The organism is Capnocytophaga ochracea DSM 7271, assembly GCF_000023285.1.
Taxonomy (GTDB): domain Bacteria; phylum Bacteroidota; class Bacteroidia; order Flavobacteriales; family Flavobacteriaceae; genus Capnocytophaga; species Capnocytophaga ochracea.
The window spans coordinates 653,161-670,740 of record NC_013162.1 but is presented as its reverse complement, the minus strand read 5'-3'; the positions used below and the strand labels follow the sequence as shown (position 1 = coordinate 670,740).

20 protein-coding genes are annotated in these 17,580 nt (G+C 38.5%); 2 read left to right on the top strand and 18 right to left on the bottom strand.

Features of this window, described 5'->3' with window-relative positions; translation table 11 throughout:
- Window positions 1-5: 5 nt before the first annotated feature.
- The gene (locus COCH_RS02715) at window positions 6-1,376 is read left to right on the top strand and encodes a RagB/SusD family nutrient uptake outer membrane protein (RefSeq protein ID WP_015781828.1); all 1,371 of its coding nucleotides are present in this window, start codon (window positions 6-8) and stop codon (window positions 1,374-1,376) included.
- Window positions 1,377-2,096: 720 nt separating this feature from the next.
- Here the strand turns inward: COCH_RS02715 and COCH_RS12685 are convergent.
- From COCH_RS12685 to COCH_RS02660, 13 genes are all read right to left on the bottom strand, one after another.
- Window positions 2,097-2,267, bottom strand: coding sequence for a DUF2461 family protein (locus COCH_RS12685; protein ID WP_143713205.1), 171 nt, complete (start codon window positions 2,265-2,267; stop codon window positions 2,097-2,099).
- Window positions 2,268-2,280: 13 nt separating this feature from the next.
- Window positions 2,281-2,637: a TfoX/Sxy family protein gene (locus COCH_RS02710; RefSeq protein ID WP_015781827.1), complete on the bottom strand. Its 357-nt coding sequence runs from the start codon at window positions 2,635-2,637 to the stop codon at window positions 2,281-2,283.
- A 6-nt stretch (window positions 2,638-2,643) separates the two neighbouring features.
- Complete coding sequence (locus tag COCH_RS02705) at window positions 2,644-3,114, bottom strand: DinB family protein (RefSeq protein ID WP_015781826.1); 471 nt, start codon at window positions 3,112-3,114, stop codon at window positions 2,644-2,646.
- Window positions 3,115-3,190: 76 nt separating this feature from the next.
- Window positions 3,191-3,760 carry a Crp/Fnr family transcriptional regulator gene (locus COCH_RS02700; RefSeq protein ID WP_015781825.1) on the bottom strand — a complete coding sequence of 190 codons (570 nt, stop codon included), beginning with the start codon at window positions 3,758-3,760 and terminating at the stop codon, window positions 3,191-3,193.
- Window positions 3,761-4,005: 245 nt separating this feature from the next.
- Window positions 4,006-4,338, bottom strand: a complete 333-nt coding sequence (locus tag COCH_RS02695) for a BRO-N domain-containing protein (RefSeq protein WP_015781824.1) — start codon at window positions 4,336-4,338, stop codon at window positions 4,006-4,008.
- A 137-nt stretch (window positions 4,339-4,475) separates the two neighbouring features.
- The gene (locus COCH_RS12155; RefSeq protein ID WP_015781823.1) at window positions 4,476-4,628 is read right to left on the bottom strand and encodes a hypothetical protein; all 153 of its coding nucleotides are present in this window, start codon (window positions 4,626-4,628) and stop codon (window positions 4,476-4,478) included.
- A gap of 59 nt (window positions 4,629-4,687) precedes the next feature.
- A complete protein-coding gene (locus COCH_RS02690; RefSeq protein WP_015781822.1) occupies window positions 4,688-5,908 on the bottom strand; it encodes an RNA polymerase sigma factor in 1,221 nt (406 codons plus the stop codon).
- Between the two features lies 1 nt (window position 5,909).
- On the bottom strand, window positions 5,910-6,254 hold the full coding sequence (locus COCH_RS02685) for a YciI family protein (RefSeq protein WP_002666814.1): 345 nt from the start codon (window positions 6,252-6,254) through the stop codon (window positions 5,910-5,912).
- A 155-nt stretch (window positions 6,255-6,409) separates the two neighbouring features.
- A complete protein-coding gene (locus tag COCH_RS02680) occupies window positions 6,410-7,726 on the bottom strand; it encodes a DUF389 domain-containing protein (RefSeq protein WP_015781821.1) in 1,317 nt (438 codons plus the stop codon).
- 365 nt (window positions 7,727-8,091) lie between these two features.
- Window positions 8,092-8,805, bottom strand: coding sequence for a DUF4197 domain-containing protein (locus COCH_RS02675; protein ID WP_002673868.1), 714 nt, complete (start codon window positions 8,803-8,805; stop codon window positions 8,092-8,094).
- A gap of 81 nt (window positions 8,806-8,886) precedes the next feature.
- On the bottom strand, window positions 8,887-9,594 hold the full coding sequence (locus COCH_RS02670) for a DUF2189 domain-containing protein (RefSeq protein ID WP_015781819.1): 708 nt from the start codon (window positions 9,592-9,594) through the stop codon (window positions 8,887-8,889).
- A 9-nt stretch (window positions 9,595-9,603) separates the two neighbouring features.
- Window positions 9,604-10,446, bottom strand: coding sequence for a DUF3822 family protein (locus COCH_RS02665; RefSeq protein ID WP_015781818.1), 843 nt, complete (start codon window positions 10,444-10,446; stop codon window positions 9,604-9,606).
- Window positions 10,421-11,083 (bottom strand): hypothetical protein, encoded by a 663-nt coding sequence (locus COCH_RS02660; RefSeq protein ID WP_002673865.1) that lies wholly within the window; start codon window positions 11,081-11,083, stop codon window positions 10,421-10,423. The genes COCH_RS02665 and COCH_RS02660 overlap by 26 nt, the downstream gene beginning before the upstream one ends.
- A gap of 126 nt (window positions 11,084-11,209) precedes the next feature.
- On the opposite strand from COCH_RS02660, the gene COCH_RS02655 reads away from it, so the two are divergent.
- Window positions 11,210-12,631 carry an ATP-dependent DNA helicase gene (locus tag COCH_RS02655; protein WP_015781817.1) on the top strand — a complete coding sequence of 474 codons (1,422 nt, stop codon included), beginning with the start codon at window positions 11,210-11,212 and terminating at the stop codon, window positions 12,629-12,631.
- 55 nt (window positions 12,632-12,686) lie between these two features.
- Here COCH_RS02655 and COCH_RS02650 read toward each other — a convergent pair whose 3' ends face one another.
- The 5 genes from COCH_RS02650 to COCH_RS02630 form a co-directional block, all read right to left on the bottom strand.
- Window positions 12,687-13,034, bottom strand: a complete 348-nt coding sequence (locus COCH_RS02650) for a phage holin family protein (RefSeq protein ID WP_009420813.1) — start codon at window positions 13,032-13,034, stop codon at window positions 12,687-12,689.
- Window positions 13,019-13,789, bottom strand: a complete 771-nt coding sequence (locus COCH_RS02645; protein WP_015781816.1) for an alpha/beta fold hydrolase — start codon at window positions 13,787-13,789, stop codon at window positions 13,019-13,021. The genes COCH_RS02650 and COCH_RS02645 overlap by 16 nt, the downstream gene beginning before the upstream one ends.
- 19 nt (window positions 13,790-13,808) lie before the next feature.
- Complete coding sequence (locus COCH_RS02640) at window positions 13,809-14,924, bottom strand: glycoside hydrolase family 6 protein (RefSeq protein ID WP_015781815.1); 1,116 nt, start codon at window positions 14,922-14,924, stop codon at window positions 13,809-13,811.
- Window positions 14,925-15,308: 384 nt separating this feature from the next.
- Window positions 15,309-15,995 (bottom strand): tRNA (guanosine(46)-N7)-methyltransferase TrmB, encoded by a 687-nt coding sequence (gene trmB / locus COCH_RS02635; RefSeq protein WP_015781814.1) that lies wholly within the window; start codon window positions 15,993-15,995, stop codon window positions 15,309-15,311.
- Window positions 15,996-16,085: 90 nt separating this feature from the next.
- On the bottom strand, window positions 16,086-17,240 hold the full coding sequence (locus COCH_RS02630) for a 5-(carboxyamino)imidazole ribonucleotide synthase (protein ID WP_015781813.1): 1,155 nt from the start codon (window positions 17,238-17,240) through the stop codon (window positions 16,086-16,088).
- Window positions 17,241-17,580: the final 340 nt, after the last annotated feature.

Genomic DNA, 17,580 nt, shown 5'->3' with positions numbered 1-17,580 from the left:
ACAAAATGAAAAAAGTTATATATACACTATTTAGCATAGCCTTGTTAGCTACAAGCTGTGCCGACTTAGACCCTACATTAGAACAAGATAAAGAGTTAGAGGGAAGTATCAAATCTGTAGAAGACGTTAGGAGTGTTTTAAACTCAGCATATAGCCGTATGAGTACAAGATATTACTACGGAAGAGATGTCATTATTTTCGGAGAGGTGCGTTCCGATAATGCATATTCCGACGCAAACTCAAACCGTTTTATTACAGTTGCTAAAATGGATATGACCAAAACAGATGCTTATGCTTCTGATACTTGGACGCTAATCAATCAGACAATAGTATCCACCAATGTAGTTATTAATGCTGATAGAGCAAAAATTACGGGTGATGTTACTACGCTGAATCATTATTTAGGGGAAGCTTATGCCATTCGTGCTTTAGCGCATTTTGACTTGTTGAAACTTTACGGTCAACAATATCAAGAGCCTGACAGAACAAAGGCGTTAGGCGTTCCTTATACAAAAGTATTTGGGAAAGCCATTTATCCAGCTCGTGAAACGGTTCAGCGTACCTATGAGCTTATAATGGAAGACCTAAATGCAGCCATTAGCAATTTATCGGCAAGCGAAGACGATACTTCTGCTCACTACATTACTACTTTTGCAGCCTATGCACTCAAAGCTCGTGTAGCTCTTTTCTTTGAAGATTGGGCAACTGCTCGTGATGCTGCTAAGTACGTAATTGATCACAAAGGCTCTCGTTTAGATATTGCAGCTCCCGACGATTTTGCAAAAACCTTTACTACTGATAATACTAAAAATCAAATTTTCTCTATTGCCAATAATGATAGTGATAATACTAGTGTCAATAGTTTAGGAAATATTTATTTTGGGTCTTATGGAGATGTGGTAATGCTCAACGATTTGTATTCAAAATACGAAACAGGAGATGTTAGAAAGGCTCTTTTTTCCGAAGTAAAAGCTGGTAAAACTTACAGAATGCGAAAACAAACAGATCTCATAGGTTCACAAGATATTCCTATTATTCGTTATGAAGAAGTGGTGCTCACCTATGCCGAAGCTCTTTTCCGTTTAGGTGATACTGCAAATGCCCTTGCTCAGCTGAATTTAATACCAGCAAAACGAAGAGCAACTGCTTATACATCGGCAACTCTTGAGAATATTTTGTTAGAAAGACGAAAAGAATTTGCAGGTGAAGGCTTCCGTTTTTATGATATTGCTCGAAATAAACAAGATATGCCTCTTGTAGATGATGCCTTACAAACTTATGGAACAGTAACCTATGGAAGCTATAAATACTCATTCCCTATTCCAAATAGCGAAATGGGAGCTAATGGCAATATGGTACAAAACCAAGGTTATTAATTTTTAGTAAACTAAAAAAATAGAATAAAATTAGGGCTGAATCTTCTGAGAGAGATTCAGCTCTTTTTATTTCCTTTGTACTTTTTAAACAAAAAGATTTTTTCGATATTAACCTATTTCTCTATTGCTTAGTTATAAGCATCACTACTTTATTCCAGTATATTGCGTTAAAGAATTTAGTTAGTACTGCTTCAACAAAAGCCATCTAAAAGTTTTTAAAACTACCAAAGTCACGCCTATGTTTGTATCATAATCTGTGTGTAGTCTGCGAGCTGGCATAGCAGAGTATGTGTCTAAAGGTAGCTTGCTACCTATTTGTTTATTTTTTTTTAAGATTTATAAGATTTCTGTAGCGTAAGCTACACTTTTCTTATGTCGAACTCACGTTAATTATTATAAATGTTTTTTAAAGAAAGTAAGGGCAAGTTCATTCAGTTTGCGATGGGTTTCCTCAATAGGAGTTTTACCACCAGAGTAATTTGTTTCAAGCTGTCACAACTTGTAACGCTTTTATTTTTCAAGCCACAAAGATAGTAAAAATTGACAATTAACCATTGATAATTGACAAAAACTCCCCGTGGTTACTGCCTGTGTGGCTCGTACCACGGGGAGTTTTACTTTTAAAAAGTTAGCATAAAAACATCTAACCAATACCAAACTTATCCCTAAAGCTACCGTAGTAACCAAAATATTGTTCTCCAATAGGGAGTTCTATTTTTTTTAATTATTCGATATCGATTCCCTATTGAGGTTTGTTGTGAGCGCTTCAGTCATAAAGTCAAAAAAAGGACGCATAACTAATAATCCTTGTAGCCGATTCATATGTGCTTTATGAGTATCAAACCACTCTTTATTCTTATTTTTAGTGAGTTCTGCAAGAAAATCAAACATATATTATTGCGAATTAGTTGTTTTTATTCTTTTTCTTAGAACTCTTTGCTTTGCTGTTGAACTCTAAACAGAGTTGTAACCAAAAATCAAAGTCTTTTTTTGGGTTGTACCCCGTAGGGTCTACATAGCAATAGCCAGAGAGCTCTTTGCCTCTCATTACCACTGGCGAGAACCCCTGCCTTTCGGCAATTTCTTCTGTCTGCTCAGGGTCAAACCTACACATTAGGCAATCCTCCCCTATGTTGATGCACATCTTGTCATTCACCAAGAAAGCCAAACCGCCAAACATCGCCTTTTCTTCCACTGTGATATGAGGAATTTCGGCTAAATATTCGCGAACTCTATTGGCAAGTGTTATACTATAAGCCATATTATATTAAATTTTTGAACTAAAATAGTTTAAAGCTACTACAGTTCCCAAATGTCTCGATTCGTGCATATTGTTTACATACATTGCATCTTCTATAGTGTCTATACAAAATAAACCTACCTTAACCGTTGGAAACTCATTGAATAGCCTTGTTTGATAATCTTCTTGTAATTGATTTACTGTACTAAGTAACAATTCCTTTACTTGGTAGATTTCTCCCTTTGAAGGTGCAATCTTTTGAGGAAAGGTGCCACGATTGTATTTCTCTAAAAAATCATTGCTTATTAGCAGTTTATTTCCACTGAGTTGATAACATAAGAATTGCTGTACAGCAATACAATGTGCTATATTCCAAAAGATATTATTAGAAAAACCTATTGGAATATAACCTAATTGTTCAGGAGTAAGATTATCCAAGTAAGTCAATAGGTTTTTGCGAATGGATAAAAGAAAATCAAAGTGTTTTGTTTTTGTCATTTTTAAATACTTTTTAAAATTCGGGGGCAAAAATATGACTAATACACAAAAAAAATCTTGCCATAAGACAAGATTTTCACATTTCTTTCCTGATACGACTCAGCGAAGTATCTGTGATGCCTAAATAAGTAGCTATATGTTTTAAGAGGGCGTACTTTATAGCACTGGGTTTTTCCTTTATAAACTGCATATAGCGTTCTTTGGCAGGGAGTGTAATCATTTCAAGAGAACGCTTTTTTGCCTGAAACAATTTCTCTGTCATAAAGAGTCGCCCCCATTCGGAATATCCTTTCAAACTATGATAAAGTTCTTGAAAATTGTCATAATTTATATGCCATCCCTCGCAAGGGGTAAGGGCTTGGATATTTTCGGCAGAAGGCAAATGCTTAAAAAGAGAGAGTTCTTGCACGATAATTTCACCTTCACAAAAGAAGTCGGTAGTGATATCATTCCCTTCATAGTCATATACAAAGGCGCGAGCAACTCCTGTCTGCAAGATGAGATAACCACGAGCTATTTCGTCCTTGCGCAAGATAAAATCACCTTTACGAAAAGCAATAGGCTGATGGGCTTTTTGTATTTGTTGTAGTTCTTGCGCCCCTATCAGAGGGTGTTTGTAGATATTTTGAAATAAGTTATGCATCATTGTTATTCTTTGATATTTGCATTTGTAAGTCTGCTAGGTATTACTTACGGAGCTTTCATCCTCTAAGTCTAATAATAGTGTAAAAACATCTGTCTAATCACTACTGAATAAGTGGAAGATGAAGCTATTTACTGTTGTGCTACTGCAAAGATAATAATTAGTTAATTAACAAGTTAGCTAATAAACTCTTGATAGCGACAGCCTGTGTAGCTCGCACCACGCGGAGTTTTTTATAGCTTGTCGTGCTACGGCTCCTCAATTTTAAGGTAGTCTTTAGCTTTTGTAGGCGATATAACACTGCGCCCCAATTGAGTTTTAGTATCAGCAACATCAGTAAGTCGCATTTTACCATCAGCAGCTTCTAATTTCAACTGGTGACAATTTGACACCGTTTCATTTCCCTCTTTTTTGAGTCGTTCTTTTAGTTTGTTCCAATACTTTCGAGCAGTAAGAAAATCTTTACTATCAGCAAGTATAGCCACTACATCTACAATAGAGAAATACCATTTCTCGTGAGTGTCATCCCAAATGGTACGCACCTTGCGTTCTTCAAATAATTTGATAGCTTCTTTTTTCATTTCAGATGATGATATATTTTTAAGTTACAAAGATAGTAATAATTGAGAATTAACCATTGATAATTAACAAAGAATCCCTGTAGTGCGTTCTATATAAGTAGTTTGCATACGAGAATTTTATTTGTGATTTGTTCTCGTTAAATGATTACATCTTCAGGAGAAGCATAAAAATAAAGTCCCCCATCAGAGTCATAAGTGAGGATATCGATATGACGGATTGAAGTTTCTTTTTGTGCTTGCGCTAAAGAAGTGAGCAAGAGAGCAATGATAAGGGTGAAGTTTTTTAACATATCGTCCTAAGGTTTTTGTTGGCAAAGGTAGTAATAATTAGCGAATAAAACTACTCCTCTTATTTCACTAATTGTTCTATCTGTTTTTGCAGTGTAGCGCGCTCGTTAGCCGATTTAGAAAGAGCAATCGCTTTTTGGTAGTGAGCAATTGCTTTTTGGTTATTGATATCAGTATACAAATATCCTAATAACTCGTGGTAGTAACGATTGTCTTGTAGTCCTAATTTTTCAGCTTCTACAATAGCTTTTTCTTTGCCGTACACCTTGCCGTAAGCAAAAGTCCTGTTTAAGGCTATTACAGAAGAATATTCAATGATAATGAGTTGGTTATATAGGCGGAGAATATACTCCCACTTATTTTCATCGGTAGGGGTAGTATGCCAATAGGCAATACCAGCTTCTAAGTGATATTTAGAGATTTGAGAGTCTTCACAGGCTTTTACTAAGTAATAGTTGCCTCTGTGTATGAGTTCTTTGTCCCATTTGCTTTTATCTTGTTGTTCATAAAGGGTGTTTTCACCTGTGGTATTGATACGAGCTTCAAGTCTAGAACTTTGGAAACACATCAGCGATAAAAGAGCATTCACTTGTGGTGTATCAGTTTGAGGGTGCTCGGCAAGTAAGAGCGTAAGACGTAAGGCTTCTTTGCAGAACTCCTTTCGTATGAACTGATTATTAGTTTCTGAAAAATAGCCTTCATTGAAAAATAAGTACAAACAGCGCAGTACAGTTTCTAATCGGGCTTGTATATTGGCTGGGCTTACGGTTTTGATTTGAAAATGATGCTCTCTAAGCTTGTTTTTAGCCCTAAGAAGTCGTTTTTTTATAGTTTCGGTATGGGTGAGTAGGGCATTGGCAATCTCTTCTACTGTAAAACCACAGAGTATTTGCAAAGCTAAACTTATTTGTGATTCTACAGAAATAGAAGGGTCACATATATTGAAAAGCATTTCTAACTGACTGTCGTTTATTTCAGAAGTTTCAAAGGTAAGTTCTTCGCTTTTCTCAGTAGGTGTAAGTGCCTTTTTTACTTTATCTTCAAATATAGCTATGTGTTTCTCATAGTCCTTAGCTTTATTTTTGGCGACGGTGTAAAGCCACGCAGTAGGGTTAGCAGGCAAGGGCTGTATTTCCCATAATTCATAGGCTTTTAGGAAAGTATCACTTGCAATATCTTCAGCAATTTCCAAATGAGAAAAGCCAAAATGGCGACATAACACTGCCACCATTTTAGCGTATTCTTTTCGAAACAAATCGGATAAAAGTTGTGAGTGAGGCATTTTAATCTCTTTTTAGCACTTCACGTACTTCAATACTGCCACCTACTTGTTCAAAAATAGGATTGGCTTTTGCCATCTCTACTGCTTCATCAATGTTTTCAGCTTTCACTACCACATAACCACTGATAAACTCTTTAATTTCGGTAAAAGGTCCATCGGTTACAACCTTATCGGCTTTGATAGTTTTGGCACTGCCAGCAATAGGCAAAAGAGTATTGCCCTTATCGGCTAATTTGTTTTGTGAAGCGATACCTGCAAGCCAGTTCATACGTTCTTGCATTTGCTCAGGAGTAGGTTTGAAATCAGCGATGTTGTTCAAACGAAAAATCAATACAAAATCTTTCATATATTTTTAAATTTAATATTATACCCCTATAACGATTGAATTTTCTCTATGGGGACAAAGATAGTAAAAATTAGCAAATAAAAAAATCCCCGTGCAGTTATTCACTACACGGGGAGTTTAGTTATTGTGTGTTGTGCTACGACTCGTGCTACGACCTAATCTGCTACTCGGCAAATTACTTTCTTGTCGCCAAACTTCTCAGCGAGCCATTGTTGCAACTTTTGGGTATCTACTTCTTTGGCTACCTCTTTGCCTTTTACAGTCTCTTTTTTAGGTGTGTAGAGCATCACCGTAGTAAGAGAAGGGTTGCCTTTTCCCGAAAAATCCGTCAGTTTTCCAAAATAAAAACTCTCAATATTAGGGAACAATACTTTTATTTCTTTGGCAAAAGTAGGGTCGGTATATTTGTATTGCGCCAACTCTTCTTTTAGCTGATTTATCTTTACGTCTTTATTAGAGAGCGATGCCTTGTTTTTGTTGATTTCTGATAGCATCTCTTTGTCAATATCCGACTCTTTTTGCCTAATGATGAGTTCGGTATTGTGCAATTTGAAGTTTTTGAGGTTGCTTTGTAGTGTTTTTACTTCTTCATCGGTAAATTTCTTGTCTAAAAAAGCCAATTCAATGGTTTTAGGTGAGGCATTGTAGTGTATTTTCTTGTAAATAATGGTATAACCGCTGTTTTCAAACTCGGCAGTGATATAATGAGCTACATTCTCGTGGAATTCCTTCTCTTTCAAAAGGCTATATGCCAAATACAAACTAGGGGTAACAATAAGGATTACCAATGTGGTGATAACAACGCGCAAACGCTTGTTGAGTGCCTCATTACCCGTGTTTTTAGGAGTGTATTTTAGGTATTTGATGATGAGGAAAGTAGCAATCCCAATGAAGAAACAGTTGATGCTATATAGATAGAAAGCTCCTAAAAAAAAACTAATATTGCCCGTAGCCAAGCCAAATCCAGCTGTACAAAGCGGTGGCATCAAAGCAGTAGCAATTGCCACCCCTGGTATAGGGTTCCCTCTGTCTTGACGGGTGAGGGAGATAGCTCCTACCAACCCACCTACAAAGGCGATAAGCACATCGTAAATGGTAGGAGAAGTACGTGCCAAAAGCTCTGACTGTACATCTTTAAACGGACTGATATAGAAGTAGATAAACGATACTATAAGACTCACCACAGTAGCGATGAGCAAACTCTTGCCAGTTTTCTTCAACAGGTCGAAATCGTAAGTAGCAAGCGCAAATCCTGCCCCCACGATAGGTCCCATCAAAGGAGAAATAAGCATCGCCCCAATGATTACAGCAGTAGAATTCACGTTTAACCCAATAGAAGCAATCAGGATAGCACAAGCCAAAATCCATAGATTAGCACCACGAAAAGAGATATTGCTAAGGATATCTTCAATTACTTTTTCCTTTTTCTCTTCCCCCTGATGTAAATTAAAAAGCTTTTTCAAAAAACTCATAATGTAAGATATTAGATGTTAGTTTTTAGTCATTAGCACAAACGGCTAATGTTTTTTATGTGAAGTGCAAAGATAAGCATAATTTATCAATTAACCAATATGTCAATTTGTCGATTAGTGGCGCAAAACTATAAGATATTAAATGAAGTAGCAAATGTATTCGTCTGCTATTCAGTTTAATACCTATTATTGTTCGGTGTAGACCCACTGTAGACCCACTGTAGAGCCACTGTAGAGCCACTGTAGAGCCACTGTAGAGCCACTGTAAAGCCACTATATGTTCGGTATAGGTTCGGCGTATATAGGAATACAAAATCGCCGTGCGGTATTCATACCACACGGCGATTATTATAAGGGATTTGCTATTATTTATTATCCTGCATCGCAAACACCGATTTTAGTAGAGGGGTAGTGCGCGCCGCTATGTTCGTGCGTATTTCCTTCTCCTTATCGCCCACCTTCACAAACAACCCATTGATAGCCTGTTGGGTAACGTATTTAGTAAGGTTCGGTTCAACGGGCTTTACCAATGGTATTTGGTTATATTTGTTGATAATGTTCTCCCATACTTTATCGGCACCTACTTCACTAAGCGAGGCTTGCACTTTGGGAGCAAAAGCAGTCTCCAAAGAACTATAAGTGCTGTTTTTTAGGTAGGTAGTCGCTGCGGTATTGTCACCTTTTAAGATGTTCATCGCATCGGTAAAGGTCATATTTCGTATCGCCGATAAAAAGATAGGCTTCGCCTGGCTCACAGCATTTTCGGCTGCTTCGTTTAGTACTTTTAGCCCTTGGTCAGCCAAAGAACCTAACCCCACCGAACGCAAAGTTTTATCTACCTTCTGGAGTTCTTCGGGTAAGAGAATGCGCACTGCTTGGTCTTTAAAATAACCACCGTCTTTGCTCAGCAAATCCACCCCACTACTTACCCCCATTTCAAGGGCTTGTTTGAGTCCGCTGGCTACATTAAATCCGCTACCACCTTGGGTAGTGTTGCCCATAACTTGTTGCAATTCGTCGCAACTGTTCAGAGTAAAAGAGCCCATTGTTAAGAGCCCCAAAAGCATTACTTTTTTCATATATTTGTTTTATTAATTTTCAACAGTCTTTTTCTTATTTCATCTGTATAAGTAGCGTAAATCATAGCACAAATTTACTATTTACCTTTTATTTATTGAAAGGTATATACTGAAAATGCTCGCAAAAAGTATCGGGAAGGTAATCACAATGCCTATACCAAAAGAAAGAAAGCCTGCTAACACAAAAACACAACCCAAGAAGGTAATGATAAGGGCAGTGAAAGGTGTGAGCATTATTCTTCTATAACTCTCTCCCATAGCCTTGAAAAGAGGTTTGTTTTCCAAAATAATAATCGGGATAGTGAGTACAAATACTAACGAGATGATAGTGTTAAAGGCAAGTCCTAACGAGTACATTCCTACGGCAGAAAAGCCTACTAATATAAAAGTTTTAAGACACATTTGCAGAATAACGTGGCTTAAAATAGCACTTGTTTCAGGAGCGCGATAATAAGTGAATAGGTTGCCCAAAGTAGCGCGTTCCCCTTGGATTACCGTCGCGTAGTTCTTGTAAATACCTGCTGTAAAAGGGGTAATGATGCCATCTACAAGTAACGAGAAGAACCAAAATTTAATAACAAAACTCCGGCTATTGACTAAAGCGATAAGCTTTTCGGGATTGCTTTGCAGAGCAATAATATCCTCTAAAGGCATTCCGAAGATAGTAGTAATAAGAGAAGCGTAAACTAAAAACACTACTGTAAATAAAATAAGAGAGCCCAAAAGGTGCACTCCGAAAGTACTTTGGTATAGTTTAAAAGTATTGCGCAATATGTTCAAAAATTTCATAGCAATAGGTTAAAAAGATTGGGTGAGCACAAAATTCCGACGAATGAGCTCTTCGTCCATTCCTGCAGCAAAATGTTCCTTATGGTATTTCAGGAGGTAAATATACCTCACATAACGCCTTACCTTATTATAAAACAGTGCTGTAGGTTCTACTTCCCCTGTGATATAAAGAGGCACTTGCTCAGTATCGATATCCAATTGTTCAATAGAGAAAAGAATATAATACAAGAAGTCTTCAATGGTTTCATAACTGAACCTATTGAAGTAATACAGTTTTTTACCTCTAAACACTACAAAGTAAAAAGAGCCTACTTCGGCATAGATATACATCACTTCGAAAGCGTGCGAAGAGTAGTGTTTGAGGAACATACGTAGTAGTGAGGTAGCAAAGTGTTGGTAGTCGAACCTACCGTAATAAGAAAGTAGTGCGTTATTTACTATTGTGTTGGGCAAATAAGCATTCACCGTTTCAATAGATATGATTCTATCAATTTCCACGGTATAGGGTTCCGCCTCCGATACATCTATACTGTATTTGAGGTATTCCAGCATTTCGTCTTTTCCGCCGTAAAGAGACTGTGGAATAAAAGCAAAAGAAGGGGTATTGTGTAAAACCTTAATAGTATCGAAATCTTGGCGGAGGTCGTCTTCACTTTGTATCACAAAATAAATTTGCCTATCAATTTCTTCTTTGCTCTTATAGCTGAAGTTGATAGGAAAATTATAAATAGCCTCTACACACAGGAGTACAGGGTTAAACACACAAAAAGAAAGTCCATCCAAGTTTATTTGAATGGACAATTCCTTAAAGTACGTTTTAAACTGATTATTGCTTTGCAATTTTTGCGTCATAAGAAGTTGGCCAGTTACCGTTTACAGTAAGCTCTTCGAGTGAACCTACTTTAATATTAGGACCTCTTACATCTTCTACCGATGTTTTTGCAATTTCTTTTTCTACTAAGTCTTCATCAAGACCTTGTAGCACCACTCTCTTAGGCACATACGCTTCAAAAACGGAAGATTTTACATTGTTTTTGTCGGTAATTTCTCCTGTTTTCATTATAAACTGACCAGGAATTTTACCTTTGATAGGAGGTAAATCGCGCAAATGCAAATAACGATTATCGTTTTTAAACAATGAATCTTTTACTGATACGTGTCCCAAAGTATCAATAACTACACCTTGGCGCATTACCGTAATTTTAAAAGTCTCATCGAAAGCATTCCAGCTTGTGTCGCGTTGTGAAGTAATAGTAAATTGTGCAGTTTCGATGAACTTAGTAAGCTCATCAAAATTATCGGCATATTTGCCGTTGAGTCTCAAATAAGCATCTTGCGCTGCACGGATATCTTTTAGTTTCTTAATTACCTCGGTGTAGCGTTCCTCCTTAATTTTTTTGAACTCAATAGGGCCTGTGATAGACCTGTAAATTAGGTAGCAAAATACTAAACCTAATGCCCAAAATGCAATAGTTACAATTTTTTTCATCGTTTTAATTCTATAAATTAATAATAACTTTCTTGACTGGTATTGCGCAAAACTACAATCTTTTTTTGAAACAAAAAAATTATTTTAACTTTTTTTTATAATTTTGCTCTCAGAACTGTTTTTATTATGAACGAAAAAGCCTTTTTTAGCGCCCTTATTAGTGCCTTTAAACACGAGCCTACTCCTTCGCAAGATATTGCTTTACAAAAGATTACAGAATATCTATTCTCGGCGAATGCTTCTGATAAACTTTTTTTACTAAAAGGTTTTGCTGGAACCGGAAAAACTTCTATCACCAACTGTCTTATCCGTACTTTACCGCTCATAAATCACCAATCGGTGTTATTAGCACCTACCGGTAGGGCAGCCAAAGTGATGACCTATTTCACCCAAAGACAGGCTTTCACTATTCACAAATATATTTATTACTCCAAAGCTGATGGTACTGATGTATCCTTCAAACTGCGTGCCAATAAGCTCCAAAATACTTTATTTATAGTAGATGAGGCTTCGATGATTGCTGATAACGACTATCAACTCTTTGAGCGCCCTTCATTATTAAACGACTTAATGCGCTTTGTGTATTCTGGGAAAAACTGCAAACTATTACTTATAGGCGATACTGCGCAATTGCCTCCTGTTAATACCCTCGAAAGTCCTGCACTGAATATTCCTTATTTAGAATATCAGTTTCAAAAAGAAGTACTCACGGTTACGCTTACTGAGGTGGTACGCCAGCGACGGAAGTCGGGGATATTGCGCAATGCTACCCGTTTGCGCAAGCACATTTTCTCTTCGCTTGCTGAAAAACAGTTCGCTTTTAAGATAAATCATCACCCTGATATAATACGACTCACTGACGGGGCTGAAATACAAGACGCTATTAGTGAGGCGTATGACGATTATGGTTCAGAAGAAACTACGGTGATAGTGCGCTCCAACAAGCGCGCGGTGGCTTGGAACAACCAAATACGCAGGGTGATTTTAGACGTTGAAGACGAAATAGCTGCGGGTGACTTGCTAATGGTGGTTAAGAATAATTACTTCTGGTGTAAGGATAATTCGCAAGTGAGTTTTATTGCCAATGGTGATACTATAGAGGTATTACAACTTTATGACTTTACAGAAGCCTATGGTTTCCGCTTTGCTGAGGTATCGGCTCAGCTTATTGATTATCCCGAAGTGCCTTCGTTTGATACGGTTATATTATTAGATACCTTAAACAGTGAAGCTCCTGCTTTATCACCGGCTCAAAGCAATCAGCTTTATGAAGAAGTACTCGCTGATTACGCTGATGAACCTACGGCTTATAAAAGATATCAGAAAGTGAAAGAAAACCCTTATTTCAATGCTTTGCAGGTGAAGTTTTCGTATGCGATTACCTGCCATAAGAGTCAAGGGGGGCAATGGGACGCCGTGTTTGTAGAGAAACCTTATTTACCTGATGATATCATAGATGAAGGTTACTTGCGATGGCTTTATACGGCTATCACTCGTGCTAAAGAAAGGGTCTACTTAGTAGGGTTTAAAGACGAGGATTTTGGTTAAGAATTAACAGTTGAAGAAAGATAAGTTTTTTGAGTGATTTCAACTTTGGCAATAATTAGTTTCTTACTTTCCCAAGAGGAGCAAGAGCTAATGCCTGAGCTAACGAAAGGCAAGTGCTGAACATCAGTCCGCCCCAGAAGCCGTGTACTACAAAGCCACCTACTAATTTGCTTGCCAGGAGCACAATTACAGTGTTGATGATAAATAAAAAGAGCCCAAAAGTCATAAAGGTAATAGGGAAGGCAATGAACTCTAATATAGGGCGTACAATACCATTGAGAAGTGAGAGCACAAAGGCTACCACGAGGGCTGTAAAGAAGTTCTCGATATGAGCACCCACATTTAGGTAGCCCAATACAAAAACAAGGGTTGCGGAGATGAATAAGCTTATAAAGTATCGCATAGAAAATGTATGGTTTTATTGTAAAATTCAGTAGGGTTTTGAGCGTGTAACCAGTGTCCTGCCTTGCTCACCGTATCGATAATAGCGTGCGGGAAGTGAGTGCGAATAAGGGCTTCGTCTTCGGGCATCACATACTCAGAATACTCTCCTTTTAGGAAGAGCGTTTTACCTTCGAACACGTTACTATCGGGGAGTTCAGCTCCTATCTCGCTTTCATTCTCAATTAAAGCAGGGAGATTCAGGCGCAAGCCCAATCGGTCTTTGGTTTCCCAATAAAGGTTTTTCAGTAAGAACTGTCGCACTCCTATATCGCTTACATAAGCCGAAAGAGCTTTATCGGCTTCGGTACGTGAATGTATCACATCGAAATTTAAGGACGCTAAACCTTGTAAACAAGCTCCGTGATGCTCAGGAAAGTATTTAGGCGACATATCAGCAACAATGAGAGAAAGCACTCTATCGGGGTGTTCAGTAGCGAAAAGCATTGCTGTTTTGCCTCCCATAGAATGCCCCATCAGGTGAAAGACTTTCAATCCGTGAGCATCAGCATATGCAAGCAAATCTTGTGCCATTAGAGGATAGCTGAAATCGGGGCTGTGAAAACTACGACCGTGATTGCGTTGGTCTACTAAATGCACTTGAAAGCCCGCTTCGGCATATTTGAGCCCCAAAGTACGCCAGTTATCTGACATACCCAAAAAGCCGTGCAGGATAATGAAGGGAGTGCCTTCGCCTATAATTTGAGAATGTAACATAGTTATTTAGTAAGATAATTTAAAAGTTGTTAGGGACTTTCCACTCTTCTATAATTCCTTTTTCAATAGCTTTTTGCACTAATGATTTTGCTACTGCGGGATACCAAGAGCCTGCCTTAGGATCGCCATTGGCACAAGTACCATCGGATAAGCCAGGATGTTTAATCCACAAATAAGCGTCGGCGTGAGGAGCAGAGGTTTTGGTGGTAGGGCGTACTCCTAAAGCGGCATTGAAATTGTTACAACTGTAATAATAAGCTTTATTGGTTTGTTTAGGGCTATCGATACCATTGCGGGAGGTGTCTATCACGTAGTATTTTGTGCCTAAGTTTTTCTTTTGGAGCGTTTGTACGAACTCTTCGCTCCACTTTTCAGCCCGAGGAGTCCCTCTGTGGTCGGCGACGTTGGTAACAAAGCCACGCATATACCGGATACCGCCATCTATTACCGCTTGGGCAGCTTCTTCTTGTTTGAGTTCTGTTCCGCCAATATGCAAATACAACAACGCATTCGGGTTGTTATCAGCAAAAGTCTTTCCTACATAAGTGAGGAGTTCAGCGCGTTCTTTGTATTTTGCATCGTTGTATTTCCAGCCTTTCTTTAAACAAAAGTTATGGGCATCGGGTTCTACAATCACTATTATAGGGGTTTTGCCAATAATAGCACTGGTGCGATCTATCCACGCCTTATAAGAAGTAGCCGTTTTATGACCTCCAGTTGAATACGAACCACAATCTCTATAAGGAATGCCGTAGAGTGTGATGATAGGTGTTTTTTGTTGTGCCTTTGCGCCTTCGATGAGGCGTTTTAAGGTAGTATCGTCGAAGGCTTCTACGCCTTCGAACCATTCAGCTGTGGGAGTAGCGGCTATTTGGTAATAGAGTTTCTTTAAGTAAGGGTCTTTTTCTTGCTTAGTCATTTCATAAGCCTTAGTTTCAGTAAAGAGATAGAAAGGCTTGGAATAAGCTAATAAAGAACTGTCTCCTTTTTTAGGTTCTTCCTTTTTAGGGTTCTCTTTTTTAGGATTTTCTTTTTGTAGAATCTCTTCAGTGTTACTGTTTTTGTTACAAGAGATGATTGCGAAAGATATCACAATGATGAGATAAACATACGTTAAAATAATATTCTTTTTCATTTGATAAATACTTAATGCAAATTAAGAGTTGAATAAACTTGTTAATTATAAACCTTCTCCTCTCTGAGGGGGAAGTGAGATGTACTTACTCGACTATAAGCCCCCGTTCCCCCGAGGGGGGACAACCCGTAAAGAGAGGTAAGCTGCCCATAGCCTTTTTTGAGAGGGAAGTGAAATGCAAAAGAGACTTTTTAGGGTTTTCAATGTTAATTAACGTGAGTTCGACGTAAGAAAAATGTAGCTTGCGCTACTAGAAATCTTATAAATCTTTAAAAAATCAAACAAATAGGCAACAAGTTGCCTTTAAACACATACTCTGCTATGCCAGCTCTCAGACTACACACAGATTACACAGATAGTTTTTCAATTGACAATTGATAATTGTTAATTATTATCTTTTTTTATCTGAAAGCGAATGTAGGTAATAGGTTTGTTCTGCTCCAAATAGAACTGCTCATAAAAGGTTTTAATTTCGGTTACTTCTTCGGGTACACCGTCGCTGTTATAGATGTTGTGATTGGCATAGAGTACTTTATGCCCTGCTCCGTGTAACAATCCCAGCGTATAGCCGTGCATAAACTCACTATCGGTTTTTAGGTGGATATAACCCTCAGGTGCAAGGATATGCTGATACCGCGTTAGAAAATCGGCGTTTGTAAGGCGGTGCTTGGTGCGCTTGTATTTGATTTGAGGGTCGGGGAAGGTAATCCATATTTCGCTTACTTCCTCAGGGGCAAAACAACATTCGATGAGTTCTATTTGGGTGCGCAAGAAGGCTACATTGGTAATATTTCCGTCAGTAGCAGTTTTAGCCCCTCGCCAAAAGCGTGCTCCTTTGATATCGATACCTATAAAATTCTTCTGAGGGTAGCGTTTGGCTAAGCCCACTGAGTATTCACCTTTACCACAACCCAATTCTAAGACGATAGGGTGATTGTTCTTAAAAAAGAGTTCGTTCCACCGACCTTTATAGGCAAAAGCACCGTTAAGGAGCTCTTTGCGTGAAGGTTGGATTACATTGGCAAAGGTTTTATTTTCTTCAAAGCGTTTGAGTTTGTTTTTGCTTCCCATATTGTTATATATAATTTAAACCTCCCCCCTTTACACATACCCAGCTGTCGCTGGCTACCTCCAAAGGGAGAATATGAGACGGTCTATATATTAGGCGATTACGCGTATGGTGTTCTTTACTTGTTCGGCTATTTGGCGTGCTTTGTTGATATTGGGGTTTACAATAGTTACGTGTCCCATTTTCCTAAAAGGGCGTGTTTCTTTTTTGCCGTAGATATGGGGGGTTACGCCTTCCATTGCCATTATCTGTTCGATGTTTTCATACACTACCTTTCCTTGATAGCCTTCTGCTCCTACAAGATTCACCATTACACCTGCGACCTTACTTTCGGTACTTCCTAAGGGCAGGTTTAAGATAGCGCGCAGGTGTTGCTCAAACTGATTGGTATAAGCTGCCTCGATACTGTAATGCCCTGAGTTATGTGGGCGAGGAGCGACTTCGTTTACCAAAATCTCATCGTTTTCTGTTTGAAAGAGCTCGACGGCTAAGAGTCCTACTACTTCAAAAGCTTGGGCTACTTGTATTGCAATAGTACGAGCTTTTTGAGCGACAGCCTCTTCAATACGCGCAGGACAGAGCACATACTCCACCTGATTGGCTTCGGGGTGGAACTCCATTTCTACCACAGGGTAGGTACGCACCTGACCCTTTGCATTACGGGCTACGATTACTGCCAATTCCTTTTTGAAAGGCACTAAGCTTTCGGCAATGCACTGGTCGTTAGGTAAAAAATTCAGGTCGGTGAGCTGGCGGACGATTTTCACGCCATTACCGTCGTACCCGAAGCGTGCTGACTTCCACACGAAAGGTAAAGTGAGCTGTTGTTCATTGATTGCCTTTTTCAGACTTTCGGTATTTTGGAAGACTTGAAAAGGAGCGGTAGGGATACCGTGAGTGGCATAAAACTGTTTTTGAGAGGCTTTATTTTGGATATTCTTGATAGTTTGAGGGCTCGGATATACTTTTACCCCTTCGGTTTGTAGTTTCTCTAAGGCTTCTACGTTTACGTTTTCGATTTCAATGGTGAGTACCTCTACGTCTTTACCAAAGTTATACACGGTATTAAAGTCGGTAAGGTTGCCTTGCACAAAGGTATTGCAGGCAATGCGACAAGGAGCATCGGGGGAGGGGTCGAGCACCTTGGTGGTGATATCGAACTTGCGGGTTTCGGTAAGGAGCATCTTGCCTAACTGACCTCCGCCAAGGATTCCGAGTGTAAAATCGGAAGAGAAATAATGGGGCATATTGCTTTTAATGATTAGTGGTTAGAGGTTAATGGTTAATGAGGAGGCAAAGGTACGAAATTAATTTTTAATACCAAAAAATGCCAATAATGCCAATAATACTGATTAATGCCAAAAATACCAACAATGCCAAAAATGCCAATAATACTGATAATCAACTTTGGCAAAGGTCGTAGTACGAAATTTTCTTTTAGTGGAAGAGCGCCTGATGGTGCAGAAATTTAAAATAAATTGGTTTCAAAATTAAAAGAAAATCTCCCTTCGGGAGAGAAATAGAACAGATTACAACAAAATCAAACAAGAAAGGTTTTGTTTAGTTTGTATAGATTTGTCTTAATTT

What these genes read in the sequence shown, in the direction of transcription:
- COCH_RS02710 (WP_015781827.1), bottom strand. Translation starts at nt 2,637, where the DNA reads ATGGCTTATAGTATAACACTTGCCAATAGAGTTCGCGAATATTTAGCC.
- COCH_RS02675 (WP_002673868.1), bottom strand. Translation starts at nt 8,805, where the DNA reads ATGAAAAAAGTAATGCTTTTGGGGCTCTTAACAATGGGCTCTTTTACT.
- trmB (WP_015781814.1), bottom strand. Translation starts at nt 15,995, where the DNA reads ATGGGAAGCAAAAACAAACTCAAACGCTTTGAAGAAAATAAAACCTTT.
- COCH_RS02695 (WP_015781824.1), bottom strand. Translation starts at nt 4,338, where the DNA reads ATGAAAAAAGAAGCTATCAAATTATTTGAAGAACGCAAGGTGCGTACC.
- COCH_RS02700 (WP_015781825.1), bottom strand. Translation starts at nt 3,760, where the DNA reads ATGATGCATAACTTATTTCAAAATATCTACAAACACCCTCTGATAGGG.
- COCH_RS02680 (WP_015781821.1), bottom strand. Translation starts at nt 7,726, where the DNA reads ATGAGTTTTTTGAAAAAGCTTTTTAATTTACATCAGGGGGAAGAGAAA.
- COCH_RS02630 (WP_015781813.1), bottom strand. Translation starts at nt 17,240, where the DNA reads ATGCCCCATTATTTCTCTTCCGATTTTACACTCGGAATCCTTGGCGGA.
- COCH_RS02705 (WP_015781826.1), bottom strand. Translation starts at nt 3,114, where the DNA reads ATGACAAAAACAAAACACTTTGATTTTCTTTTATCCATTCGCAAAAAC.
- COCH_RS02660 (WP_002673865.1), bottom strand. Translation starts at nt 11,083, where the DNA reads ATGAAAAAAATTGTAACTATTGCATTTTGGGCATTAGGTTTAGTATTT.
- COCH_RS02715 (WP_015781828.1), top strand. Translation starts at nt 6, where the DNA reads ATGAAAAAAGTTATATATACACTATTTAGCATAGCCTTGTTAGCTACA.
- COCH_RS12155 (WP_015781823.1), bottom strand. Translation starts at nt 4,628, where the DNA reads ATGTTAAAAAACTTCACCCTTATCATTGCTCTCTTGCTCACTTCTTTA.
- COCH_RS02670 (WP_015781819.1), bottom strand. Translation starts at nt 9,594, where the DNA reads ATGAAATTTTTGAACATATTGCGCAATACTTTTAAACTATACCAAAGT.
- COCH_RS02650 (WP_009420813.1), bottom strand. Translation starts at nt 13,034, where the DNA reads ATGCGATACTTTATAAGCTTATTCATCTCCGCAACCCTTGTTTTTGTA.
- COCH_RS02690 (WP_015781822.1), bottom strand. Translation starts at nt 5,908, where the DNA reads ATGCCTCACTCACAACTTTTATCCGATTTGTTTCGAAAAGAATACGCT.
- COCH_RS02640 (WP_015781815.1), bottom strand. Translation starts at nt 14,924, where the DNA reads ATGAAAAAGAATATTATTTTAACGTATGTTTATCTCATCATTGTGATA.
- COCH_RS12685 (WP_143713205.1), bottom strand. Translation starts at nt 2,267, where the DNA reads ATGTTTGATTTTCTTGCAGAACTCACTAAAAATAAGAATAAAGAGTGG.
- COCH_RS02685 (WP_002666814.1), bottom strand. Translation starts at nt 6,254, where the DNA reads ATGAAAGATTTTGTATTGATTTTTCGTTTGAACAACATCGCTGATTTC.
- COCH_RS02655 (WP_015781817.1), top strand. Translation starts at nt 11,210, where the DNA reads ATGAACGAAAAAGCCTTTTTTAGCGCCCTTATTAGTGCCTTTAAACAC.
- COCH_RS02665 (WP_015781818.1), bottom strand. Translation starts at nt 10,446, where the DNA reads ATGACGCAAAAATTGCAAAGCAATAATCAGTTTAAAACGTACTTTAAG.
- COCH_RS02645 (WP_015781816.1), bottom strand. Translation starts at nt 13,789, where the DNA reads ATGTTACATTCTCAAATTATAGGCGAAGGCACTCCCTTCATTATCCTG.